Consider the following 23,149-nt stretch of genomic DNA (forward strand, 5'->3'; position numbering starts at 1 on the left):
CCGCTGTTCTGTTTGAATTGTTCTGGGCCATCACCGGAGGATGGTAAAGCCGGAAAGGCCCGCGCCCTTCCGGCCTGGTGCCGCCGCCCCGGCAGGGGACGGCGGCGCTTCATGCCGTCAGACCTGCGCGCGCAGGGGGTCGGGCTTGCGGGACGGCTTCTCCGCCATGTCCTCCGCGAAGATGTCGCGATCCTTGGTTTCGGGCACGAAGAACAGGCCGATCACCACGGTGACCAGGGCGATCACCACCGGATACCAGAGGCCGTAATACACGTCCCCCGTTTGCGCGATCATGGCGAAGGAGGTCGCCGGCAGAAGCCCGCCGAACCAGCCATTGCCGATGTGATAGGGCAGCGACATGGAGGTGTAGCGGATGCGCGTGGGGAACAACTCCACCAGCGCCGCCGCGATCGGGCCGTAGACCATGGTGACGTAGATCACCAGCACCGCCAGGATCAGCACCAGCACGCCCGATTGCTCGCGGAAGATGTCGAAGGGATGCGCCAGCTTGACCACGGTGGGGTTGGAGGCCGCCGGGTAGCCCGCCGCGGTGATGGCCGCGCTGAGTGCCTGGGCGAAGTTCGCGTCGGTGCTGGAGATGGTGGAATTCGCCACCTGCACCGTGGCGGCGGTGCCGGCCGGCGCATCCTCGACATGGTAGTTCACCGACAGCCGCGCCAGCGCGGATTTGGCGATGTCGCAGGAATTGGTGAAGCGCGCCGTGCCGGTTGGGTTGAACTGGAAGGAACAATTGTCGGGATCGGCCCGCACCACGACGGAGATATTCTGGTGCGCGGCATGGAGGGCGGGGTTGGCCTCCGCGCTCATCAGCTTGAACAGCGGGAAATAGGTCAGCGCCGCGAGCAGGCAGCCGCCCAGGATGATCGGCTTGCGGCCGACCTTGTCCGACAGCCAGCCAAAGAACACGAAGCCGCCCGAGCCGAGCAGCAGCGCCCAGGCGATCAGGATGTTGGTGGTGTAGGGGTCCACCTTCAGCACCGAGCCCAGGAAGAACAGCGCGTAGAACTGGCCCGTGTACCAGACCACCGCCTGGCCGGCGACCAGGCCAAACAGCGCCAGCAGCGCCACCTTGGCATTCTTCCACTGGCCGAAGGCCTCGGTCAGCGGTGCCTTGGAGTGGGTGCCTTCCGCCTTCATCTTCTTGAAGGCCGGGCTTTCCTCCATCTGGGTGCGGATCCAGACCGAGATCGCCAGCAGGAAGATCGACACCAGGAAGGGCACGCGCCAGCCCCATTCGCGGAAGCCTTCAGCGCCGGTCAGCGCCTGGGTGCTCAGGATCACGATCAGCGACAGAAACAGGCCGCCCGTGGCGGTGATCTGGATGAAGGAGGTGTAGAAGCCGCGGCGGCCATGCGGGGAGTGCTCGGCCACATAGGTGGCGGCACCGCCATACTCGCCGCCCAGCGCCAGGCCCTGGAGGCAGCGCAGCACGATCAGGATGATGGGCGCGGCGATGCCGATCTGCTCCGCCGTGGGCAGGATGCCGACGATGAAGGTGGAGGCGCCCATGATCACGATGGTGATCAGGAAGGTGTATTTGCGGCCCACCAGGTCACCCAGCCGGCCGAACACCAGCGCGCCGAAGGGCCGCACCAGGAAGCCGGCGGCGAAGGCCAGCAGGGCGAAAAGGTTGCGGGTGGTTTCGTCGAAGATCGGCTGCCCGTCGGCGCCGGGAACGGTGAAGAACTTGGCGGCGATGAAGGCGGCCAGCGAACCATAGAGATAGAAATCATACCATTCGAACACGGTTCCGAGCGAGGAGGCCAGAATGACCTTTCGTTCCTCGCGCGACATTGGACGGCTGTCCAAATCGGTTCTGGGGTGCGTTGCGCCCATGGGTGAAGTTTTCCTGCCCGCCGGGATGGTGGTCCCGGTGTTTCTTGTTGCGCTACCGCGTGCTTGGCCACGCGGCCTTGTTGGTGCTGCCCTCGGCCGGCACCGGCAGAAAGGCGTCAGACCTTTCCTCCGGCGGCACTTTGCGCCTGCGGAAGGTTGCCATTAATTGATCCGGTTTCGCTGGCGAAGCGCAACAGATTTCAGGGGGTTCTAGGCTCCGCCGCCATTCCCGGGCGGGCATTTTTCCGGGCGGGAGCGCCGGTTGGCGAATGCCGCCGGGCACATGGAACCAGGTGGCCGCCGGCATGCTGCCGCACCGGGGAAAGGCTGGCTGCAACGCCGCGCCGCCCTGGCCGTTCCCTGAAGCAAAGGCCGGGCGGCACGCCGCCGGTCCGGCGCAAAAACTGGAACCGGCGCCCGGCGGGTATGAAAAGCGACTGGCATCTTCGCGCGGCCGGCGTCAGCATGGGAGGTGAAGGGGGCCTCATGGACACGCTCCGCACTCTGGCTGACCACTCCATCCGCCGTGTTCTCGGCGCCATCGCCCTGGCCATCGCCCTGGTGATGGCGGGCCTGGCCGCGCGGCCGCTGCTGGCGCTGCAAAGTGGCGCGCTGATGACGGCCGCGGTCTGGCTCGGACTTTGGGGCGCCGCGTTGCGCGCGCCCTACCAGGACCCGCGGCAAAGCCTGGTCTGGCGCCGCCTGAACGCCATGGCGGGACAGGGCATGCGCCATCTGCGCAGCCTGGAAGGCCGCCGGCAGCTCGCCGCCATCCTGGCGGAGCGGCTGATGTGGCATGCCGACCGCACCGCCCTGGTGGCGGCAGGACTTGGCCTGATCACCTTGCTGGGCTTTGCGATTCAACTCATCGCGGAGTGATGTTGCAGTGCGGCGAAGATGGTTGACGTGCCGGAAAGCGGAGGGGAAGGTGGATCGCCTTTCATCACCGCAACCGAGGGCTGAGCCATCCCCGTTCGTGACCTGACCCTGCTTGCCGATGCCGTGCGGGACGAGGACGCCCCGGGCCCCCGCCCCATCGGCTACAGCCTGGATGAATCGGTCGGCCATCTGCTGCGGCGCGCGCATCAGCGTCATGCGGCGTTGTTCCAGGATCGCGGGGCGGTTGGCGGCCTGACCTCCACCCAGTTCGCCACCCTGCTCAAGCTGGCGGAGTTGGGGCAGGCAACGCAGAACGCGCTGGGACGGGCCGTGGCCCTGGATCCCGCCACCACTCAGGGCGTCGTGGCGCGGCTGCGGGACCGGGGGTTGCTGAAAACGGCGCGCGATCCGCTGGACCGCCGCACGGTGGTGCTGTCCCTCGCGCCGGAAGGGGAGGCGATCCTCGCCGAAGCGGTGCGGCAGGGTCGCCGCGCCAATGAACTCCTGCTGAAGCCCCTGACCGAGGCGCAGCGGAACACCCTGATCAACTTGCTGCGCCGCCTGCTGGACTGAGGCCGCGGCGGCGGTCTCAGCGCCGGCCGCGCAGCAGCCCGACGACGGCTGCCACCAGCGGGGAGGCAGCCATTGTTCCGATCAGGGGAAGCAGGCTGAAGCTGGCCTTTGCCTGCGCAAAGGCGGTGTCGCGCAGCACCCTGGCCTCGATCTCCTGCGGGCCGGGCCGGCTGTATGCGGCCAGGGCGCCAAAGATCGCCGCCAGCGCCACATCGGCGCCCAGCAACGCGCCGGCGCGCTGCAAGGGCGTCCAGCTTTCCAGCCAGACCCATGCCAGCACATGCAGCATGGCCAGGGCGGCGCAGGCCAGGATGCCGGCCACCACGCCGAAGATGGCGCGGCGGGCCGTGCGCTGCGCCTGCAGGGTGAGCAGAACACGCTCCGCCTCCAGCGAGGCGGCCGTCAGGCGGAACGCACGCATCCGCGGCTCAGCGGCGCAGAAGCTTGGCGATCAGGAAGCCGACGCCGATCGCCACGGCGATGGTGGCCACCGGACGTTCCCGCACCACGCCGAACACCTGCTCGGCCTCGCGGCGCGTCAGGTCGCCCGCCTGGTGGGCCAGGCTTTGCGCGCGGCCGGAAGCACGCGACACCGCCGGGCTGACCTGCTCGCTCATCAGCGACTCGACCTTGCGGCGCAGATCGGCGATGCGATCCTCGACTGCCGACAGGTCCACGGAAGAATAGCGGCTCATGCGGGATCTCCTTGCCTCAAGGTAGCGGTGTCAGGTGGCGGGATGTCAATCCAGCGCGCGATCGATGCTGCGTCCGGCACGCTCCACCGGGCCGCGCGGCGGGTCAACCGTATCCCGGATGGCGGCGCCGGCATTGTCGAGCTTCTCGCCCGCGCGCTCCGCCGGACCCTCGTTGCAGGCAGCCAGCGGGGCGGCCATCAGCAGGACCGGCAAAAGGGCGGGGATGAATTTGCGCATCGGATAGGCACTCCCTGTGTCTCGCCTTTTCAACGCAAAGCCAAGCTGGGGGTTTCGCCCCGTGCTCAAGCTTCGGCCGCGAGCAGGGCCGGGTCGGCTTCCCGCCGCCGCAGCGGAAAGCGCACCACCATCTCCGTGCCGCTGTCGCGATGGATCTCCATCTCGCCGCCCAGATGCTGGGCGAAGCCGCGGATCAGCGTCAGGCCGATGCCCTGCCCGGCTTCCTCGTCATCCAGCCTCAGCCCGAGCCCGTCATCGCGCACGGTGAGCGTCACTTCCTCGCCTTCCTCGGCACCGGGCGCGGCATGGACCGAGATGGTGACCGTGCCGCTGCGCGCATCGGGGAAGCCGTGCTTGATCGCGTTGGTCACGGTTTCGGTGATCAGCAGCGCCAGGGAAACGGCCTGGTCGGTGACGATCTCCAGCTCGTCGGCTTCCACCACCAGGCGGATGCGCTGGCCGGGGCGCTCGCCGAGTGCCGCGAAAAGCTGCTGGCCCAGCTCCTCCAGGAAGGGGCGCAGCGCGATCACCTCGAAGGTCTGGTTGGTGTAGAGGTGGCGGTGCAGCGTCGCCAGCGCCTGCACGCGGTCGCGGGCGGTGGCGAACTCGGCGCGGGCGGCCGGATCGCGCAGGCGGCCGGCCTGAAGGTTGAGCAGCGAGGCGACGATCTGCAGGTTGTTCTTCACCCGGTGATGGATCTCGGCCATCAGCAGGTCACGTTGCCGCAGGGTGGCCCGCAACTCGGCTTCCCGCGCGCCGATCGCCGCGGCGGCCTCGGTGACCGCCTGTTCGAGGGCGCGCACCTCGTCCGGCTCGCCGCGGAGGGGGCGGGCGCCGAAGGGCGCGCCGGGGCGCCATTGCCGCACCCGCGCCGCCAGGATGCGCAAGGGCCGCGCGATGGCCAGATCAGCCCCCACCACGATCACCACCAGGCAGGCCAGCAGAAAGGCGGCCAGTTCCAGGGCGCGGCGCAGCAGCACCGTGTTGGCGGCGCTGCGGATGTCGCCGGTGGGCAGGCCCACCAGCAGCCTCAGCCCCGGCGCCAGCTCGGAATTGCCATAAGCGTATTGCGCCCCGTTCTGGGCCCGCGCCTCCAGCGAGCGGGGGCTGTCCGGCTGGGCGATGTTGCGCAGGATCTCCGGCGGGGGCAGCTCAATGGCGCCGGCCGGGGTGAGGGGCAGGGCCACCGCGTCGCGGTCCAGCAGCCAGACGCGCTGCGCGCGTTCCTGCGCCACGGCGGCCTCCCGGCGGACAAAGGCATCCAGCAACAGGCTGCCAGCGACCACGCCGGCCACCTCCTCGCCCTGTAGGATCGGCACGGCGCCGATCACCACGGGCGGCGTGCTGGCGCCGCGCCGGAACGGCGTCAGGGTGAATTTGCGCTCGTGGAGGGCGGTCTGGAAATAAGGCTCATGCGCCAGGGATTCGCCGCGGCCATAGCCGGGCGGCGCCGGATCGTGGTCCAGGGGGCCGGAAAGGCGGGCGCCGCAGCGCACGCGGCCTTCACGGTCCAGCACCCAGAAATCCCGGTAACGCTCGGGATAAAGCACCACCACGCTGCGCAGCAGCGCCTCGCAGCGGGCAGGCGTGCCGTCCAGCAGCATTTCCGACCGGCCGAGGCCGGTCAGGGTCTGGCGCAAGGTTTCAATGGTGGTGCCATGCCGCGCCGCCGAAACGTCGCTGAGGATGGCGGCCGTCCTGCGGCCTGCGGCCAGCTCGGCTTCATAGCTCAGCACGGCATTGGCCCCGGCGATCCCCACCACGGGAACGCTGGCAACCAGCAGGAGAAGCAGCATGCGGCCCCGAACGCCGCGAAGCATGGACCCCAGCGTCGGCCTCTCGGGCCGCGCCGGGGATGTCACTGCTTCGGGCCCTCGGTTCGGTTCTGTTCGATCAGCCGGAGCAGTTCCTCTGGAATGGGCTCTTTCGCGACATCGTCATACATGGCATGCAAGCCGCGCTGGAGCCACTTGTCGAAAGCCGCATCGGGCACTCGCTTGCGCGAGCGGCCCGCCCTCGGTCGGCTGGCCTCCACGGCCGGATCCGCCAACATGCGCTTATCCTCGTGCTCGTCCATCAGCTTTCCGGGTGCATGGCCCGCGTCTCGGCTATGTTGCGACCAGTGGAATGCGTACCACTGCGGCGGGTGGCAAGGCCAGCCTTGGCCTTTGCCTTGGCGGCGTTGCGGCGGGAAGCGGGTTCGTCGCCCATCAGCCAGGCTTCGAGCTGACGGCGGGCGCGGAACACGCGGCACTTGGCGGTGCCGACGGCGCAGCCCATCACCTCCGCGGCTTCCTCGTAGGACATGCCCTGAACCGTCACCAGCAGAAGCGCGGTGCGGTGATCGGCGGGCAGGTCGGTCAGGCGGCGGCGGAGTTCGCGGAGCGCCAGGCTGTCTTCCTGCGCGGCGGGCCGGGCCAGGGCCTCGGCCGGCGCATTGTCCATGTCGCAGGTGTCGCGGCGGCGGCGGATGTCAGACAGGAAGCGGTTGCGGAGGATGCGGAACATCCAGGCGCCGAAATTGGTGCCGGGCGTGAAGCTGTGTTGCGCGGCGAGGGCGTTGCTGACCGCGGCCTGAACAAGGTCATCCGCGTCGGCGCGGTTGCGGGTCATGGAAACCGCCTGAACGCGAAGGCGCGGCAGCAATGCGACAAGCTGATCATGGAAGCTCGGGAGGGACGCGTCAGCCACGTCAGCGTTCGGGGCGGTTGTCGTGCTGTTCATGGTGATGTGCTCGCTTTGCATGCCCGACCAATGCATGGGCCGGAAAAGCGGTTGCATTTCCGATATGCGAAAATCGACATGCAGCCATGCGCTGAAGTTCTGCAACCTCCGGCGCGTCGCCATGTTCTGCGCGATGGATCGAGTTCATGCACGGAACAACAACGCACATCTTCTTCCCGGACCATATGCCGGCGCGTCGCCTGGGGCTTGCCCATCAGTGCGCATCTTCCGGCATCTGCCGTGCCAGAGCCCCACGCGCCCGTGCCACCCGTGCCTTCATTGTGCCCACCGGCACATTGCAGACCGCCGCCGCCTCCTCATGTGAGAGGCCATGAGCTCCCACCAGGATCAGGGCCTCCCGCTGCACCAGGGGCAGCGTGTCCATGGCGCGCGCCAGGTCTGTCACCGCATGCCTGGCTTCCTGCACGGCAGGGGCCGGGCGGTCCGGATCGGGCATCCGCTCCAGCGCCCGCCGCTCCGTGCCGCGCCGGCGCAGCTGTTCCAGGAACACGTTGCGCAAAATCCTAAACATCCAGGCCCGCAAACTGGTTTCCGGGTCCCACTGGGATTCCGCGCGCAGGGCGCGCAGAATGGCTTCCTGCACCAGGTCGTCAGCCAGTGCCGCGTCGCGGGCCAGAAAGCGGGCAAAGGCGCGCAGGTCCGGCAGGAGGCTGGCCAGCCCGGCGCGGATCGGGTCTGTTTGATTTGCCATCACCATGCGATCGCGGTCTTGCTGAACAAAAGGACCGAAACGAGGGCCACCCTATGAACGCCGTTACCCAGGCCGAATTGTTGCGCAGCCTGCCGCCCGCCCGCCGCTACGCCCGTGCCCTGACCGGCAGCCAACAGGCCGGCGATGGCCTGGTGGCCGACGCGCTGCGGGCCGGGCTGCCATCCCTGGCGCCACGGCTGGCGTTGTATGCCGGCGTCACCCGCCTGGCCCCGCCGCCCGCCGTGCCGCCGGCTGGCGCGAACCTGTCGCCGCGCCACCGCCAGCTGCTTCTGCTGACGGCGCTGGAGGAACTGTCTGTCAACGACGCTGCCCAGGTGGTGGGGGTGCCGCTCGACGTGGCGGAAACCGAGCTGCACGAGGCGCGGGATGCGCTGCGCAGCGCCACGGCCGCCGATGTCCTGGTGATCGAGGACGAGCCGATCATCGCCATGGATGTGCGCCAGCTGGTGGAGGATTGCGGCCACCGCGTGGTGGGCGTCGCCGCCACGGAGGCGCAGGCGGTGCGGCTGGCGCAGGACCGCAACCCGAGCCTGATCCTGGCCGACGTGAACCTGGGCGCCGGCGGCGATGGCATCAATGCGGTGAACCGCATCCAGGAACGGCTGAAGGTGCCTGTGATCTTTGTCACCGCCTATCCGGAGCGGCTGCTGACGGCGGAGCAGGTGGAGCCGGCCTTCGTCATCTCGAAGCCGTTCGAGCCGCTGGCGCTGGCCATCGCCACCTACCAGGCCGTTTCCTCCACCGTGCCGATCGGCTGAGGCTGCAACCGCAGGCTCAAGCGCTGCGTTGCATGGGCACCGCCGGCGCCGGGCTTTCCGGCCGGCCCGATCGAGGGAGAAGGCTGCTTGCAAGGGAAGCCGATGGCCGGAACGCCCCGTTTGGCGCCGGTTGGGCGGCTGTGCCGTGCCACCAGCCGCCGCATCCTTCGCCGGGCCGGACAAGGCAGCCGCCCCTGAGCCCCGCCGGTTCACCCGCCGGCGCCCCAGGGGTTCCGGCGCCCTCCTAGACCGCTCGCAAGGATGCGCCGTCATGCTGTACTGGACCCTGATCTTTCTGGTCGTCGCGCTGGTAGCCGGTGTGCTTGGTTTTTCCGGGGTCGCCTCAGCGGCCAGCGGCATCGCCAAGATCCTTTTCGTCATCTTCCTGGTGCTGTTCCTGATCTCGCTGATCGCCGGACGCGGCTGGGCCTGAACTTTCATCGGGCAAGCAGGGGCATAAGAAAAGGGGCGGGAGGCCGCGGGCCTCCCGCCCCTTTCGCATTCCCGGCGCCGTGGCGGCATCCAGGGATGCCCTGGATGCCGGCGGCGCCACGTCCTCAGCGTGCCTGGTTCTGCGGATAGGCGCCGGAAGCGTTGGAGCCGGTGGCGCGGTCATAGGCCCGGGTGGCGGCGGTGCCCGGGGGGTTGGCGGCGGTGCCGTCGCGCTGGGACGGATAGGCGCCCGAGGTGTTGGTGCCGGCGGCGCGGTCCAGCGCCCGGGTCGCCTCCGTGCCGGCGGGATTGGCGCGGGTGCCGTCCGACTGCGCCGGATAGGCACCCGATGTGTTGGTGCCGGTGGCGCGGTCATAGGCGCGGGTGCCAGCCGTGTTGGAGTCCACCGAGCGGGCGGAGTCGCAGGCAGCCAGGCCGAGGAGGGTGGCCGAAACGGCGATGGCCGACAGGATCTCGCGGTGACGCATGACGGGGAAAGCTCCTTTTCCGAGAACGTGTCTGGTCGGGATGGGATCGCCTGCGGCGACCGTCCAGCGGTCCAACGCGGCTTTTCCCAACAGGTTGCTTTGCTTCCGCTTCAGCCGCGGGCCGCGCGCCGGGTCCGCCAAAGGTGCCACAGATAAGCGCCCACGACGCCAGCCACGACGACGTAGCTGATCGGCTCGATGAAGGCCTCGACCTTGCGGTACTGGTCCCGCAGCAGGTAGCCGGCGCCGGCCAGCAGCGTCACCCAGAGCAGGCTGCCCACCACGGTCCACAGGTAGAACACCGCCCGGCCGATATGCGCGAGCCCGGCCGGGATGGAGATCAGGGTGCGGATGGCCGGCAGCATCCGGCCAAAGAACAGCGCCACGGGGCCGTGCCGGCGCAGCGTCGCCTCCGCCTTGTCCATGTCCTCGGCGGACACCCCGAACCAGCGGCCATAGCGCGCCACCAGCGGGCGGATGCGCCGGCTGCCGATGGCGCGGGCGATCTCGTACCAGACGCCGTTGCCGACCACGGAGCCGGCGGTGCCCGCCAGGATGGCGGTGACCAGCCCCATCTGCCCTTCCGCGGCGGCGAAGCCGGCCAGCGGCATGATCAGCTCGGAAGGAATGGGCGGAAACAGGTTTTCCAGGAACATCAGGAAGAACACGCCGACCGGCCCGGCTTCCCCCACCATCCGCGTGATCCACTCGATCATCCAGCCGCTCCCTGAAACAGATGCAGCTTCAACCGCCGGCCGCGCGTGTAGTTGTAGCCCTCCACCACGGCGAATTCGCGCAGCGCCAGCCCCTGCCGCCCGGCGGCGGCCTGGAAGGCGGCGAGGTCGCGGTCGCCGATCGCCACGCTGCGGCCCGGCGCGGCGGACAGAAAGGCGGCGGCCGCTGCCCCGTCGCGCAGCAGCCGGGTGTCCGTGCCGGTGGCGAACACCAGCGAAGGCTCGTGATAGCCGACAATGCCGAACGCGCCCTGCACCTCGCCCGACGGCGCGCCGAGTGCCAGGGCGGCGGCGATGCGCGGGCCGATCCAGGGCGCTTCCAGCCGCGGCAGCGTGCCGCCGAGGATGGTGGCGTAGAGCGGCACGGCGAGGATCGCGCCGGCCAGCGCGGCCTGCGCCGGGCCCCAGCGGAGGGCCCGCCACACGCCCCAGATCAGCAGCAGGGCCGCCGGCAAGGCCGCCAGGGCGAGCGGCGCGACGCGGCCATCGGCGATCCAGGGCAGCAGCGGGGCGGCGATGCCCAGCGCCAGCACCACCAGGGCGAACAGCCCGAAGCCCAGGGAAGACAGCCAGCGCGGCGCCGGCCGCCGCAGCGGGTCCATCGCCCAGCCGGCCGTCAGCAGCAGCAGGGCGGGAAACACCGGCAGGGTGTAGTGCGGCAATTTGGTCGCCACCGCCTCGAACATCAGCCAGGAGGGCGCGATCCAGGCCAGCAGGAAGCGCGTCGCCGGGTTCATGCGGTCGCGCCAAGCGGCCGGCAGGGCGCGCAGCACCAGAAAGGCGGCCGGAAAGGCGGTCAGCAGAAAGGTCAGGACGTAGTAGCCGGGTGGGCCGCCATGCGCTTCCTCGCCGGAGGACACCTTGCCCAGCATGTCGCCGCCCACCGCCTCGGCGAAGAAGCGGCCCTCGGTGGCGATGCCGATGGCGACCAGCCAGGGCGCCGCCATGGCCAGCATCAGCGGCACGCCCCAGGCCGGGCGCAGCGCCCGCAGCCAGGCCCGGCCGCGCTCCGACCGCCAATCCGCCGCCACCAGCGTCACCCCCGCCAGCAGCGCCACCAGCGGCCCGATCGGCCCCTTCAGCAGGATCGACACGCCAAGAATGGTCCAAAGCGCCGCCGCCTGCCGCGCCATGAAGCCCGATGGCGTCACATAGGCGCGTCCCAGCAGCCCCATCGCCGCCGCCACCGTGGCCAGCAGGGCGGCATCCGTTTTCGCGATATGCGTTTCCACCACCAGCACCAGGGAGGAAGCCAGCATGGCGGCGGCCAGAAAGGCGGCGCGCCGCCCGACCAGCGCGCGGCCCCAGTGATAGGTCGCCATCACCGCCAGCCACGCGCCCAGCAGGGATGGCACCCGGTAGGGCCAGATCTGCCCGCGATGGCCGATCCCGAGGCCTTCCGCCGCCTTCACCGACGCGGCCTGCGCCCAGTGGATGCCAACCGGCTTCTTGTTGCGCTCCTCCTCGCCGAAGCGGATGCGGATGTAGTCGCCGCTGTCCAGCATCTGCCGGCTGGCCTGGGCGAAGCGGCTTTCGTCGCGGTCGCCGGGCGGCAGGGTGAAGAAGCCCGGCAGCCACAGCAGCAGGCAGAGCAGGGACAGGCCGAGACGCGGCCACCGCATCTCCGGCAGCCGGTCGAGGAAGTCGCGCGGGGAAAACGCCATGGTGCCCGGGCTGTAGAGCCTTTCGCCGCGCGGTGTATAGCGTCAAACGGCATGTGGCGACGGAGGGGCGCGATGACATCGGAGTTGACGGAAGCGCCACCGCCTTCCCTGACGCAGATCTTTCTGGCCTTCAGCAAGGTCGGGCTGACCAGCTTCGGCGGCGGCCTGTCCGGCTGGATGATGCGGGAATTCGTCCACAACCGCCGCTGGCTGACCGAGGGGGAGTTCCTCGATGGCCTGTCGCTTTGCCAGGCGCTGCCCGGCGTGAATGTGGTGAACCTGTCGATCTGGATCGGCTACCGGCTGCAGGGCGGCGCCGGGGCGCTGGCCGGGGCGCTGGGCATGGTGGTGCCGGCGCTGATCCTGGCCGTGGCCGTGGTCGCCCTGGCGGGGGAGGCGGTGCGCGGCGAGGCGGCGCACTGGATGCTGGCCGGCGTGGCGGCGGCGGCGCTGGGCCTGTCCATCCAGATGGGGCTGCGCGCCGCCTGGCGGGTGGCGAAGCGTGGCGTGGCGCCGACCGCGATCTTCGCCGCCACCTTTCTGGCCTTGTTCGCGCTGCGGCTGCCATTGATCTGGGTGGTGGTGGTGATGGCGCCGGTCGGGATCGCCCATGCCGCCTGGGCCATGTCGCGGAAGGGCGACTGATGGAACATCCTTTCTGGCGCATCCTGCTGGTGTTTCTGCCCTTGTCCTTCCTGACGGTGGGGGGCGGGCAGAGCATCGTGTCCGACATCCACCGCCAGGCGGTCGATGTGCAGGGCTGGATGAGCGATGCGCGCTTTCTGGAATTGTTCGCGATTTCCCGCCTGACGCCGGGGCCGGGGGCGCTGCTGTCCCCCATGGTGGCCTTTGACGCGATGGGCGTGTGGGGCGCGCTGGTGGCGGCCTTCGCCATCTTCACCCCGTCCTCCATCCTGGTCTGGGGGCTGGCGGGGCTGTGGCGGCGCACCCGCGGCGCGGCCTGGCAGAAGGCGGTGGAACGCGGCCTGGCGCCGGTGGCGGCGGGCATGATCCTGGCCGCTGGCGCCACCCTGCTCAGCGTCGCCGAGGGCGGATGGCTCGCCTGGGCGGTTGCCGCCATCTCCACCCTGCTGCTGATGACCACCCGCGCCAGCCCCTTCGTGCTGCTGCCGGCCGGGGCGCTGGTCTTCTGGATGGTCTTCGGATGAGCGGCGCGGCGCGGCGCCGCGCGCCATGCGCCCGGCACAGCCTGCCTTCCGCGCGGAACAACTCGACAGAACCGGCCCTTCCGGCCCATAGCCCCTGCTGATGACCCCGCCCCGTTCCCGTCCGCCCGGCCCCCGTTCCGCCCGTCCCGCCAGGCGCTCCGCCCCTGGCCGCCCGCGCAACCCGACGCGCAGCGCGGCGCTGGCCCTGGTCAGCGCGGTGCTGGAGCGCCACCGGTCGCTCGAGGAGGCGCTGGACGCCCTGCCTGCCGCCGAGGCGCGCGACCGTGCCGCCGCCCATCGCATCGCCGCCGCCGTGCTGCGCCGCCTGGGCAGCATCGACGCCGTGCTGGAGCCGCTGCTGCGCCGCGAGCCGCCGCCCGAGGTGCGCAGCGCCCTGCGCATCGGTGCCGCCGAGCTGCTGCTGCTGGACACCCCGCCCCATGCCGCGGTGGCGAGTTGCGTCGATCTGGTGCCGCGCCCCTTCGCCGGGCTGGTGAACGCCGTGCTGCGCCGCGTCGCCGCCGAGGGCGCCGCGGCGCTGGAGGATCTTGATGGCGAGCGGCTGGACACGCCCGGCTGGCTTTGGACGGCCTGGCACGCCGCCTATGGCCCGGCGGTGCGGGCGATCGCCCGCGCGCACCGGATGCCGGCGCCGCTCGACCTGTCGTTGCGCCCGGGCACGGCGCCGCCGGAAGGGGCGCTGATGCTGCCCACCGGCACGGCCCGCTTCCCCGCCGGCACCCGCATCACCGAGATCCCGGCTTTCGCCGAGGGCCATGCCTGGGCCCAGGACGCCGCCGCCGCCCTTCCGGCCCGCCTGCTGGGCGCGGCGCCGGGAAGCCGCGTCGCCGATCTTTGCGCGGCGCCGGGGGGCAAGACGGCGCAGCTCGCCGCCATGGGGGCCGAGGTGGTCGCGGTGGAGCGGGACGCGCACCGCATCGGCCGCCTGCGCGAGAACCTGGCCCGGCTGCGCCTCGCGGCCGAGATCGTCCAGGCCGATGCCGCCGCCTGGGACCCGGGCGTGGCCTTTGACGCCGTGCTGCTGGACGCGCCCTGCTCCGCGACCGGCACCATCCGCCGGCACCCGGACGTGCCGCATCTGAAGCGTCCCGGCGACGTGCCCAGCCTGGCCGCGCTGCAGGGGCCGCTGATCGCGGCGGCGGCGAAGCTGCTGCGGCCGGGCGGCCGGCTGGTCTTCGCCACCTGCTCCCTGCAGCCGGAGGAAGGCGAGGCGCAGGCCCGCGCCGCCTTCAGCAACGGCCTGCTGCCCGAACCGGTCCAGCCCGGCGAGCTGCCGGGGCTGGAGGCGGCCCTGACGCCGGAAGGCTGGGTGCGCACCCGGCCCGACCTGTGGGCGGAGCAGGGCGGCCTGGACGGCTTCTTCATCGCCCGCTTCCGCAAGCCGGGCTGAATGCTCCAGGGTTGAACAAACATGCGGCGCTTCCCTCTCCTGGCGCCTTGTCCCCACCGGGAGGCGCAGGCATAACTTGCCGCGTGTCACGCCCCGTCAAAATCGCCCCGTCCCTGCTGGCCGCTGATTTCGCGCGGCTGGGAGAAGAAATCGCCGCTGTCGAGGCCGCCGGTGCCGACTGGCTGCATCTCGACATCATGGACGGGCATTTCGTGCCCAACATCAGCTACGGCCCGGCCGTGGTGAAGGCGCTGCGCCCGCACACGCGCATGCCCTTCGACGTGCATCTGATGATCGCGCCGGTGGATGGCCTGCTTCCGGCCTTCGCCGATGCGGGCGCGCAGCGCATCAGCCTGCACCCCGAGGCGGGGCCGCACCTCCATCGCTCCCTGCAGAACATCCGGGCGCTGGGCTGCTCCCCGGGCGTGGTGCTGAACCCGGCCACGCCTGCTTCGGTGGTGGAGCCGGTGCTGGACCTGGTGGACCTGATCCTGGTGATGACGGTCAATCCCGGCTTTGGCGGCCAGAAATTCATCCACAGCCAGTTGCCGAAGATGCGGGCGCTGCGGCGCATGATCGACGCCTCGGGCCGGGAGATCGCCTTGCAGGTGGATGGCGGGGTCACGGCGGAAACCGCGCCGCTCTGCCTGGAGGCGGGGGCGGATGTGCTGGTGGCCGGCACCGCCGTGTTCGGCGCGCCGGACTACGCGGCGGCCATCGCCGCGTTGCGGATGGGCCGCGCCTGATGGCGGACTGGCTGCGCGGCGCCCGGCGCATGGTGGCGGGGCTGAAGCCTGTGAAGGTGCCCGACGCCCCCAGCCGCGCCTTTCGCGACCTTTGGCCGGGCGATGCCGCGCGCGGCCACCGGGTGCTGCGCGGCGAATGCGAGGTGGCCGGCACCGTCCGCCCGCTGCTGATCGCCGCCGAGGGTGGCCAGGGCTGGGGCGAGGGCAGCGGCTCGGTTGTCTGGCGCGCCGCCGTGCATGGCTTCGCCTGGCTGCGGGACCTGCGGGCCCTTGGCACCGATGGCGCCCGGCTGCGGGCCCGCGACCTCGCCGCCGACTGGCTGGCCCATGGTGGCGGCGAGGGCATCGCCGCCGTGCCGGATGTGGCGGGCGCCCGGCTGTCCGCCTGGCTCGGCCATTGGGATTTCCTGGCCGCCACGGCGGAGGACGGCTTTCGTCGAGCCCTGATGGTGCGCCTGGCGCAGGATGCGCGCGGCCTGGTCGCCGCGCTGCCGGCCGAGGGGCGGCACCGCGGCGCGCTGGTGGCGCTGAAGGGCGGCCTTGCCGCGGCGGTGGCGCTGAACGAGGAAAGCTGGATCGCCCGCTGCCTGCGCGTGCTGCCGCAGGAGATCGAGCGGCAGATCCTGCCCGATGGCGCGCATGTGGAGCGTTCCCCGGCGCAGCTGCTTCTGGCGGTGCAGGATCTGATCGAGATCCGCAACCTGCTGCACGGCGCCGGGCTGGAGGCGCCGCCGCATCTGGGCCTGGCGCTGGATCGCGCGGCCCCCGCCCTGCGGCTGTTCCGCCATGGGGATGGCGGGCTGGCCCTGTTCAACGGCACGCGCGATTTTGGCGCCTCGCTGGTGGATCTGGTGCTGACCCAGGGCCAGGCGCGCGGCCGCGCCCCGCTGATCCTGGCCGAAGCCGGCTTCCAGCGCCTGCAGGCCGGCCGCACCCTGGTGATCGCCGATTGCGGCCCGCCGCCGGGCGCGCGCGTGGCCGCCGGCCCCGCCGGCCTGCCGCGTGGCGCCGACCGCTTCCACCATGCCGGCACCCTGTCCTTCGAGATGTCGGTGGGCCGCGACCGGCTGATCACCAATTGCGGCGCCGCCACCGCCGATGCCGGCCCGTGGCGCGATGCGCTGCGTGCCAGCGCCGCGCATTCCACCCTGGTCCTGGCCGACACCAACAGCAGCGAGCTGCGCGAGGACGGCCTTGGCCGCCGCCCGGAGGCGGTGGAGGCCGAGCGCCAGGAAGCCAATGGCGCGCAATGGCTGGATGCCAGCCATGATGGCTATCGCCGCGGCTTCGGCGCCCTCCATCGCCGCCGCCTTTACCTGTCCGAATCCGGCGACGACCTGCGCGGGGAGGATGCGGTGGAAGGCGAGAACCTGCCGGGCTTCACCCTGCGCTTCCACCTCCATCCCGGCGTGGTGGCCAGCCTGCAGGAAGCCGAAAGCGCCGTTCTGCTGCGCCTGCCTTCCGGCGCTTCCTGGCGCTTCCGCTGCCGCGACGTGGCGCTGGCGCTGGAAGACAGCGTGTTCATGGCCGGCGAGCCGCGCCGCTCCTCGCAGATCGTGCTGACGGCCGGGGCCGGCACCGCTTCCGTGCAGTGGGCGCTGAGCCGCGTCAGCGTGCCGCAGCCCGCCGCCTCCGGCGCCAGGGGGCCCACGGCCGCGCCCTCCGACGGGCCGGCGGAATAACGCCGGCTCCCGCCGCCTTGAAGGTCGCCGAAGTCTGCAACGTCGACTTCTCCTTGCGGCATTTCGTGCTGCCGGTGATGCGGGAAGCGCGGGCGCGGGGCCATGAGGTGGTGGGCATCTGCGCCGAGGGGAAGCTGCTCGACCTGCCGCGCCAGGAAGGCTTCCGCATCGTGCCGGTTCCCATGGCGCGCTCGCTGAACCCGCTGGCGCAGTGGCGAGCCTATTGCGCGCTGCTGCGGTTGTTCCGCGAGGAACGCTTCGACCTGGTCCATGCGCACATGCCGATCTCCGGCCTGCTGGCGCGGCTGGCGGCGAAGCGCGCCGGGGTGAAGCGCATCGCCTATACGGGGCATGGCTTTCTGTTCAACCAGCCGGGCCCCTGGTGGCGGCGCACCCTATCGCTTTGGCTGGAGCGGCTGGGCGGCCGCCTCACGGATGTTTTCATGACCGTGTCGGAGGAGGAGGCCGCAGATGCCCGCCGCCTCGGCATCGCGCCGCATGCGGTCGGTATCCGCAATGGCCGCGATCCCCGGCGGTTCCGCCCCGATGCGGCGGCGCGCGCCGCGCTGCGGGCCGAGCTGGGCGCCGCGGATGGCGAATGCGTCGTCGTGATCATCTCGCGCCTCGTGCGGCACAAGGGGCATGTGGAATTGCTGCGGGCCATGGAAGCGGTGCCCGATGCCACGCTCTGGGTGGTGGGCGAGCGCCTGGCCACCGACCATGGCCCCGACATGGCGGAGGATTTCGCCCGGGCGGAGGAGGCGCTGGGCCGCCGGCTGAAGCGCCTCGGCTACCGCGAGGATGTCGGGCGGGTGCTGGCGGCGGCCGACGTGTTCTGCCTGCCCAGCCATTTCGAGGGCCTGCCCATGTCCGTGATCGAGGCCATGATGACCGGGCTGCCGGTGGTGGCCACCGACATCCGGGGCCCGCGCGAGCAGGTGCGGGATGGCGAAACCGGCCTGCTGGTGCCACCGGCCGAGATTCCGCCGCTGGCGGCCGCCCTGTCCCGCCTCGCCGGCGATCCGGCCCTGCGGGCCCGCATGGGCGCCGCCGGGCGCGAGCTGGCGTTGCAGCGCTTCGACGAGCGGGACGTGGTGGGCCGCACCCTGGACCTGATGGGGCTGTAGCCACGGCCCATCCGCTGCGGATGGGCCATCATGGATGGCCCGTCATAGTTGGCCCGTTGGCCCATCTGGGCTTTGCGTCTATAGGAACGGCCCATGGACGCCCATGTCACCCCAGCCACCACGCCGGTTTCCGTGCGGTTCAACGCCGCCGAGCCCGAGCGCCTGAGCCGTGCGCTGCGCGACCTTCATCAGGGTTTCGCGCAGTTCCGCCTGGCCCGAACCCTGGCCTGGCTTGACCTGCGCAACCGGTATCGTGGCTCCGTGCTGGGGCCGTTCTGGCTGACGCTGTCAACAGCGGTGATGCTGTTCAGCCTCGGCTTCCTGTATTCCACCCTGTTCCAGATGTCGCTGTCCGAGTACCTGCCCTGGCTCGCGGTCAGCCTGATCCTGTGGAACATGCTGGCGCAGATGGTGACCGAGGCCTGCGTCAGCCTCACCAGCGCCGAAACCATTGTGCGGCAGATGCCGCTGCCCTTCACCGTGCATGCGCTGCGTTGCGTGATCCGCAATGCACTGGTGACGGCGCACAACCTTCCGTTGATCGTCATCGTGCTGATGATCTTCGGCGTGTATCCGGACTGGTCGGCCCTGCTGATCCTGCCGGGCCTGCTGATCCTGGCCGTGAACGCGCTGGCGGCATCCCTGCTGCTTGGCATGGTGTGCGCCCGCTTCCGCGACATCGCCCCCATCGTCGGCAGTGTGATGCAGATCGCCTTCTTCATGACGCCGGTGATCTGGAAGCCGCATCTGCTCAGCGCCGAATACCATTGGCTGCTGCTGTTGAACCCTCTCTACACGCTGCTGGAAACAATCCGCGGGCCGCTGATCGAGGGGGGCGGCAGCCTGGCCGTCTGGCTGGCGGCGCTGGGCTACACCATTGTCCATTGCACCGTCGGCTTTGTTTTCTTTGTGCGCTTCCGCGGCCGTGTCGCGTTCTGGGTGTAACCATGGCCCACATCATCGCGCGCGGCGTCTCGATCGAGTTCCCGCTTTACCACATGGGCGCACGCTCGCTGAAGAAGCGGCTGCTCGCCTCGTCGCCGCTGCGGCTGCGCGCGGATGACGCGAACCGCATCGTCGTGTCTGCGCTCCGCGACCTCAACTTCACCATCAGCCGGGGCGAGCGTGTGGCGCTGATCGGCCATAACGGTGCCGGCAAGACCACCCTGCTGCGCACCCTGGCCGGCATCTACGAGCCGGTGGCGGGCGAGCTGGAAGTGGCGGGGGTGATCGGCCAGATGATCGATCCCGGCGCCGGCCTCGACATGGAGGCGACCGGCCGGGAGAACATCGTGCTGCGCGGCCTTTACCGCGGGCTGGGCGAGCGCGAGAGCCAGATCCTCGCCGATGAGGTCGCCGACTTCTCCGATCTGGGCGAGTTCCTCGACGTGCCGGTGCGCAATTATTCCTCCGGCATGACGGTGCGGCTGTCCTTCGCCATGGCAACGGCGATCAAGCCGCAGGTGTTGCTGATGGATGAATGGTTCCTGGCCGGCGATGCCGACTTCATGGCCAAGGCCGAGCAACGCCTGGGCCGGCTGGTGGAAGGCGCCGACGTGCTGGTGCTGGCCACGCATGAGATGGGCATCGTCCGCCGCTGGTGCACCCGCGCCATGCGGCTGGAGGCCGGGCGCGTGGTCGCGGATGGCCGGGTCGAGGAATTGCTCGGCCCCGAGGCCGCCCCGGCCAAGGTGGCGGCGCACGGTGCCTGAGGCATCGGCCGGGCGGAATGGCACGGAAGTGAAAGCGAGGACGCGATGAGCCGGAACCCTGTGCAACTGATCCGCCCCCGGCGCTTCGGCGATGACCGCGGCTGGTTCACCGAAAGCTGGAGCCGCGCCCGCTTCGAGGCGGTCGGCATCACGCTCGACTTCGTGCAGGACAACCATTCCATGTCGGCGACGCCCGGCACGCTGCGCGGCCTGCATTTCCAGCGCCCGCCCTTCGCCCAGGACAAGCTGGTGCGCTGCGTGCGCGGCAGCATCTTCGACGTGGCGGTGGATGTGCGGAAGGGCTCGCCCACCTATGGGCGCTGGGTGGGCGCGACCCTGACCGCGGCCGAGGGCACGCAGATCCTGGTGCCGGTCGGCTTCGCCCATGGATTTGTCACGCTGGAGCCGGATTGCGAGGTCACCTACAAGACCTCCGCCCCTTATTCCGCGGAATGCGATGGCGGCATCCGCTGGGACGATCCGGATATCGGCGTTGAATGGCCCCTGCCGGCAGGTGGCCCCATTCTGTCCGGCAAGGACAAGGTCGCGCCGCTCTTGCGCGAGTTCGACAGCCCCTTCGCCTATGATGGGCACCCGCTGCTGCCGCTGGGCGAGCCGCTGGTTCCCTGACATTCTGCCATTCCCCTTCTTCTCTGCCCCAGAGGATCGTTTTCCTTGGAAAGCCCTTCGCTGAACGTCCTGGTCACCGGCGGCGCCGGCTTCATCGGTTCCGCCCTGGTTCGTCAGCTGGTGGCGCAGGGAAAGCACCGCGTGCTGAACCTCGACAAGCTGACCTATGCGGGGACGCTGTCCTCGCTCGATTCCATCGCCAACCGGCCGAATTACGAGTTCGTGCAGGCGGATATCGCCGATGCGGCGGCGGTGGGCGCGGTGTTCGGGCGCTTCGATCCCGATGTGGTGGTGCATCTGGCGGCGGAAAGCCATGTGGACCGCTCGATCGACGGGCCGGGCGAGTTCATCCAGACCAACATCGTCGGCACCTTCACCCTGTTGCAGGCGGCGCTGGCCCATTGGCGCGCCCTGCCGGAGCCGCGCCGCGCCGGTTTCCGCTTCCACCACGTTTCCACCGACGAGGTGTATGGCTCGCTCGGCGCCGAGGGGCTGTTCACTGAGGAAACGCCCTATGACCCGCGCTCGCCTTATTCGGCCAGCAAGGCGGGGTCGGACCATCTGGTCAGCGCCTGGCACCACACCTATGGCCTGCCGACGCTGATCACCAACTGTTCCAACAATTACGGGCCGTTCCACTTCCCCGAGAAGCTGATCCCGCTGGTGACGCTGAAGGCGCTGGAAGGCGCGCCGCTGCCGGTCTACGGCAAGGGCGAGAATGTGCGCGACTGGCTGTTCGTCGAGGACCATGCCCGCGCCCTGCAAACAGTGTTCGAGCGCGGCGTGCCAGGCCAGACCTACAATGTGGGCGGCAATGCCGAACGGCAGAACATCGAGGTGGTGCGGCGCATCTGCGCCACCCTCGACCGCCTGCGCCCGCGCGCGGACGGAAAATCCTATGCCGGGCAGATCAGCTTCGTCACCGACCGCCCCGGCCATGACCTGCGCTACGCCATCGACGCCTCCAAGCTGAAGCGCGAGCTGGGCTGGGAACCGCGCGAAACCTTTGAATCCGGGCTGGAGAAGACCGTGACCTGGTATCTGGAGAACGAGAGCTGGTGGCGGCCGATCCAGCAGCGCGCCTATGGCGGGCAGCGCCTCGGCCTGAAGGGCTGAACGCGATGAAGGGCATCGTCCTCGCCGGCGGCTCCGGCACGCGGCTGCACCCGGCCACCCTGGCGGTCAACAAGCAGTTGCTGCCGGTCTATGACAAGCCGATGGTCTATTACCCGATCTCGGTGCTGATGCTGGCCGGCATCCGCGAGATCCTGGTGATCTCCTCGCCCGAATTCCTCGACATGTACAAGCGGCTGCTGGGCGATGGCAGTCAGTTCGGCGTGACCTTCTCCTATGCCGAGCAGCCGAAGCCGGAAGGGCTGGCCCAGGCCTTCGTCATCGGCCGCGACTTCGTGGGCGATGATTCCGTGGCGCTGGTGCTGGGCGACAACATCTTCTACGGCGCCCATCTTTCCGACATGGTGCGGGCCGCCGCCGAGCGGAAGAACGGCGCCACCGTCTTCGCCTATTACGTCGAGGACCCCGAGCGCTATGGCGTGGTGGAATTCGACGACAGCGGCAAGGCGCTGTCCATCGTCGAGAAGCCGGCCCAGCCGCGTTCGCACTGGGCGGTGACGGGGCTCTACTTCTACGACAATTCGGTGCTGGATGTCGCCGCGGGGATCAAGCCCTCGCCGCGGGGCGAGCTGGAGATCACCGACGTCAACCTGCACTACCTGGAGCTGGGCCAGCTGCAGGTGGAGCGGATGGGGCGGGGCTATGCCTGGCTCGACACGGGGACGCATGATTCGCTGCTCGATGCCGGCGAGTTCGTCCGCACCATCCAGCAGCGCCAGGGCCTGCCGATCGCTTCGCTGGAGGAGATCGCCTTTCTCAACGGTTTCATCGACGTCGACCAGCTGCGTGCCCGCGGGCAGCTTTTCGCCAAGACCGCCTATGGCCAGCACCTGCTGCGCCTGGCCGCGCAAAGCTGAGGGGAGCCATCCATGCGCATCCTGATCGCCGGCCGCTCGGGCCAGCTCGCCCGCGAACTGGCCGACCGCCTGCCGCGCGACGGGCATGAGGTGACGGCGCTGGGCCAGCCAGAGCTGGACCTCGCCGCGCCGGACACGGTGCGCCGGGCGGTGGAGCAGGTGGCGCCGGAGGCCATCGTCAACGCCGCCGCCTACACCGCCGTGGACCGTGCCGAGGATGAGCGTGACGCGGCCTTCGCGGTGAACGCGGCCGGCGCCGGAGCGCTGGCGGCCGAGGCCGCGCGCCTTGGCATCCCGCTGGTGCATGTTTCCACCGACTATGTGTTCGACGGCAACAAGGACGCGCCCTACACCGAGGAGGACGCGACTGGCCCGACCGGCGTTTACGGCGCGTCCAAGCTGGCGGGGGAGGAGGCGGTGCTGCGCGCCCATCCGCGCTCTGTCGTGCTGCGCACCGCCTGGGTCTGCGGCGTGCATGGCAACAACTTCCTGAAGACCATGCTGCGCCTGGGCGCTGAGCGGCCGAAGCTGTCCGTGGTGGCCGACCAGCATGGCGCGCCCACCTTCACCGCCGACATCGCTGAGGCCATCGCCCGCATGCTGCCGGCCCTCGCCGCGGCCCCGGCCGGCGATCCGCGCTTCGGCCTGTTCCATCTGAGCGGAGCGCCCTACACCACCTGGCATGGCTTCGCGGCCGAGATCTTCCGCCAGGCGGAGAACCGCGGGCACAAGGTGCCGGAGCTGGCGGCGATCGGCACGGCGGATTACCCGACCAAGGCGCGGCGCCCCGCCAACAGCCGGCTTGATTGCCACAAGATCCAGCAGGTCCACGGCATCCGGCCGGCGGATTGGCGGCAATCCCTGTCGAACAGCCTGGACACGCTGACCGGGCCGCCGCGCTGAGGCC

Annotated in this window: 27 protein-coding genes; 16 read left to right on the forward strand and 11 right to left on the reverse strand. The window is 70.3% G+C overall.

The features are described from left to right. Window positions 1-117 precede the first annotated feature (117 nt). A complete protein-coding gene (locus tag F0Q34_RS07855; protein ID WP_149811606.1) occupies window positions 118-1,815 on the reverse strand; it encodes an MFS transporter in 1,698 nt (565 codons plus the stop codon). A gap of 528 nt (window positions 1,816-2,343) precedes the next feature. Here F0Q34_RS07855 and F0Q34_RS07860 point away from each other — a divergent pair. Beyond that, window positions 2,344-2,736, forward strand: a complete 393-nt coding sequence (locus tag F0Q34_RS07860; RefSeq protein WP_149811607.1) for a hypothetical protein — start codon at window positions 2,344-2,346, stop codon at window positions 2,734-2,736. A gap of 123 nt (window positions 2,737-2,859) precedes the next feature. Next, complete coding sequence (locus F0Q34_RS07865; RefSeq protein WP_206667971.1) at window positions 2,860-3,309, forward strand: MarR family winged helix-turn-helix transcriptional regulator; 450 nt, start codon at window positions 2,860-2,862, stop codon at window positions 3,307-3,309. Between the two features lie 16 nt (window positions 3,310-3,325). Here the strand turns inward: F0Q34_RS07865 and F0Q34_RS07870 are convergent, their stop codons facing one another. From F0Q34_RS07870 to F0Q34_RS07900, 7 genes are all read right to left on the reverse strand, one after another. Next, on the reverse strand, window positions 3,326-3,730 hold the full coding sequence (locus F0Q34_RS07870) for a hypothetical protein (protein ID WP_149811608.1): 405 nt from the start codon (window positions 3,728-3,730) through the stop codon (window positions 3,326-3,328). Between the two features lie 7 nt (window positions 3,731-3,737). Beyond that, on the reverse strand, window positions 3,738-4,004 hold the full coding sequence (locus F0Q34_RS07875) for a DUF883 C-terminal domain-containing protein (protein WP_149811609.1): 267 nt from the start codon (window positions 4,002-4,004) through the stop codon (window positions 3,738-3,740). 45 nt (window positions 4,005-4,049) lie between these two features. After that, window positions 4,050-4,241 carry a hypothetical protein gene (locus F0Q34_RS07880; protein WP_149811610.1) on the reverse strand — a complete coding sequence of 64 codons (192 nt, stop codon included), beginning with the start codon at window positions 4,239-4,241 and terminating at the stop codon, window positions 4,050-4,052. A 65-nt stretch (window positions 4,242-4,306) separates the two neighbouring features. After that, window positions 4,307-6,037 carry a sensor histidine kinase gene (locus F0Q34_RS07885; RefSeq protein WP_149811611.1) on the reverse strand — a complete coding sequence of 577 codons (1,731 nt, stop codon included), beginning with the start codon at window positions 6,035-6,037 and terminating at the stop codon, window positions 4,307-4,309. Window positions 6,038-6,099: 62 nt separating this feature from the next. Continuing rightward, entirely contained in the window at window positions 6,100-6,318 is a 219-nt protein-coding gene (locus tag F0Q34_RS07890) for a NepR family anti-sigma factor (protein WP_149811612.1), read from the reverse strand. Beyond that, complete coding sequence (locus F0Q34_RS07895; RefSeq protein ID WP_149811805.1) at window positions 6,318-6,965, reverse strand: sigma-70 family RNA polymerase sigma factor; 648 nt, start codon at window positions 6,963-6,965, stop codon at window positions 6,318-6,320. The genes F0Q34_RS07890 and F0Q34_RS07895 overlap by 1 nt, the downstream gene beginning before the upstream one ends. Window positions 6,966-7,179: 214 nt before the next feature. Further along, window positions 7,180-7,677, reverse strand: a complete 498-nt coding sequence (locus tag F0Q34_RS07900) for a sigma-70 family RNA polymerase sigma factor (RefSeq protein WP_174242009.1) — start codon at window positions 7,675-7,677, stop codon at window positions 7,180-7,182. 53 nt (window positions 7,678-7,730) lie between these two features. Between F0Q34_RS07900 and F0Q34_RS07905 the strand changes: the two genes are divergently transcribed. Continuing rightward, window positions 7,731-8,456, forward strand: a complete 726-nt coding sequence (locus tag F0Q34_RS07905; RefSeq protein ID WP_149811613.1) for a response regulator — start codon at window positions 7,731-7,733, stop codon at window positions 8,454-8,456. A 271-nt stretch (window positions 8,457-8,727) separates the two neighbouring features. Next, window positions 8,728-8,889 carry a DUF1328 domain-containing protein gene (locus F0Q34_RS07910; protein ID WP_149811614.1) on the forward strand — a complete coding sequence of 54 codons (162 nt, stop codon included), beginning with the start codon at window positions 8,728-8,730 and terminating at the stop codon, window positions 8,887-8,889. 124 nt (window positions 8,890-9,013) lie between these two features. On the opposite strand, the gene F0Q34_RS07915 is transcribed toward F0Q34_RS07910, so the two are convergent. The 3 genes from F0Q34_RS07915 to F0Q34_RS07925 all read right to left on the reverse strand — a co-directional run bounded on the left by F0Q34_RS07915 (window position 9,014) and on the right by F0Q34_RS07925 (window position 11,774). Beyond that, a complete protein-coding gene (locus F0Q34_RS07915) occupies window positions 9,014-9,376 on the reverse strand; it encodes a hypothetical protein (RefSeq protein WP_149811615.1) in 363 nt (120 codons plus the stop codon). A gap of 110 nt (window positions 9,377-9,486) precedes the next feature. After that, a complete protein-coding gene (locus tag F0Q34_RS07920; protein ID WP_149811616.1) occupies window positions 9,487-10,092 on the reverse strand; it encodes a DedA family protein in 606 nt (201 codons plus the stop codon). Beyond that, entirely contained in the window at window positions 10,089-11,774 is a 1,686-nt protein-coding gene (locus tag F0Q34_RS07925) for an ArnT family glycosyltransferase (RefSeq protein WP_149811617.1), read from the reverse strand. The genes F0Q34_RS07920 and F0Q34_RS07925 overlap by 4 nt, the downstream gene beginning before the upstream one ends. Window positions 11,775-11,846: 72 nt before the next feature. Here F0Q34_RS07925 and F0Q34_RS07930 point away from each other — a divergent pair, with 72 nt between their 5' ends. The 12 genes from F0Q34_RS07930 to rfbD all read left to right on the forward strand — a co-directional run bounded on the left by F0Q34_RS07930 (window position 11,847) and on the right by rfbD (window position 23,145). Then, window positions 11,847-12,419, forward strand: a complete 573-nt coding sequence (locus tag F0Q34_RS07930) for a chromate transporter (RefSeq protein ID WP_149811618.1) — start codon at window positions 11,847-11,849, stop codon at window positions 12,417-12,419. Continuing rightward, entirely contained in the window at window positions 12,419-12,943 is a 525-nt protein-coding gene (locus F0Q34_RS07935; RefSeq protein ID WP_149811619.1) for a chromate transporter, read from the forward strand. The genes F0Q34_RS07930 and F0Q34_RS07935 overlap by 1 nt, the downstream gene beginning before the upstream one ends. A gap of 100 nt (window positions 12,944-13,043) precedes the next feature. After that, a complete protein-coding gene (locus tag F0Q34_RS07940; RefSeq protein ID WP_149811620.1) occupies window positions 13,044-14,354 on the forward strand; it encodes an RsmB/NOP family class I SAM-dependent RNA methyltransferase in 1,311 nt (436 codons plus the stop codon). Between the two features lie 83 nt (window positions 14,355-14,437). Continuing rightward, window positions 14,438-15,100, forward strand: a complete 663-nt coding sequence (gene rpe / locus F0Q34_RS07945) for a ribulose-phosphate 3-epimerase (protein ID WP_149811621.1) — start codon at window positions 14,438-14,440, stop codon at window positions 15,098-15,100. After that, window positions 15,100-16,782 carry a heparinase II/III family protein gene (locus F0Q34_RS07950; protein ID WP_174242010.1) on the forward strand — a complete coding sequence of 561 codons (1,683 nt, stop codon included), beginning with the start codon at window positions 15,100-15,102 and terminating at the stop codon, window positions 16,780-16,782. Before rpe ends, F0Q34_RS07950 begins: the two co-directional genes overlap by 1 nt. A gap of 17 nt (window positions 16,783-16,799) precedes the next feature. Beyond that, complete coding sequence (locus F0Q34_RS07955; protein WP_149811622.1) at window positions 16,800-17,909, forward strand: glycosyltransferase family 4 protein; 1,110 nt, start codon at window positions 16,800-16,802, stop codon at window positions 17,907-17,909. Between the two features lie 93 nt (window positions 17,910-18,002). Beyond that, window positions 18,003-18,854, forward strand: coding sequence for an ABC transporter permease (locus F0Q34_RS07960; RefSeq protein WP_149811623.1), 852 nt, complete (start codon window positions 18,003-18,005; stop codon window positions 18,852-18,854). 2 nt (window positions 18,855-18,856) lie between these two features. Beyond that, on the forward strand, window positions 18,857-19,621 hold the full coding sequence (locus F0Q34_RS07965) for an ABC transporter ATP-binding protein (RefSeq protein WP_149811624.1): 765 nt from the start codon (window positions 18,857-18,859) through the stop codon (window positions 19,619-19,621). Between the two features lie 45 nt (window positions 19,622-19,666). Then, a complete protein-coding gene (rfbC, locus tag F0Q34_RS07970) occupies window positions 19,667-20,251 on the forward strand; it encodes a dTDP-4-dehydrorhamnose 3,5-epimerase (RefSeq protein ID WP_149811625.1) in 585 nt (194 codons plus the stop codon). A gap of 60 nt (window positions 20,252-20,311) precedes the next feature. Further along, a complete protein-coding gene (gene rfbB / locus F0Q34_RS07975; protein WP_149811810.1) occupies window positions 20,312-21,367 on the forward strand; it encodes a dTDP-glucose 4,6-dehydratase in 1,056 nt (351 codons plus the stop codon). Between the two features lie 5 nt (window positions 21,368-21,372). Then, window positions 21,373-22,242, forward strand: coding sequence for a glucose-1-phosphate thymidylyltransferase RfbA (gene rfbA, locus F0Q34_RS07980; protein ID WP_149811626.1), 870 nt, complete (start codon window positions 21,373-21,375; stop codon window positions 22,240-22,242). A 12-nt stretch (window positions 22,243-22,254) separates the two neighbouring features. Further along, window positions 22,255-23,145, forward strand: a complete 891-nt coding sequence (gene rfbD, locus F0Q34_RS07985) for a dTDP-4-dehydrorhamnose reductase (RefSeq protein ID WP_149811627.1) — start codon at window positions 22,255-22,257, stop codon at window positions 23,143-23,145. Window positions 23,146-23,149 lie beyond the last annotated feature (4 nt).

It is taken from the genome of Teichococcus oryzae, from assembly GCF_008386565.1.
Classification (GTDB): domain Bacteria; phylum Pseudomonadota; class Alphaproteobacteria; order Acetobacterales; family Acetobacteraceae; genus Pseudoroseomonas; species Pseudoroseomonas oryzae.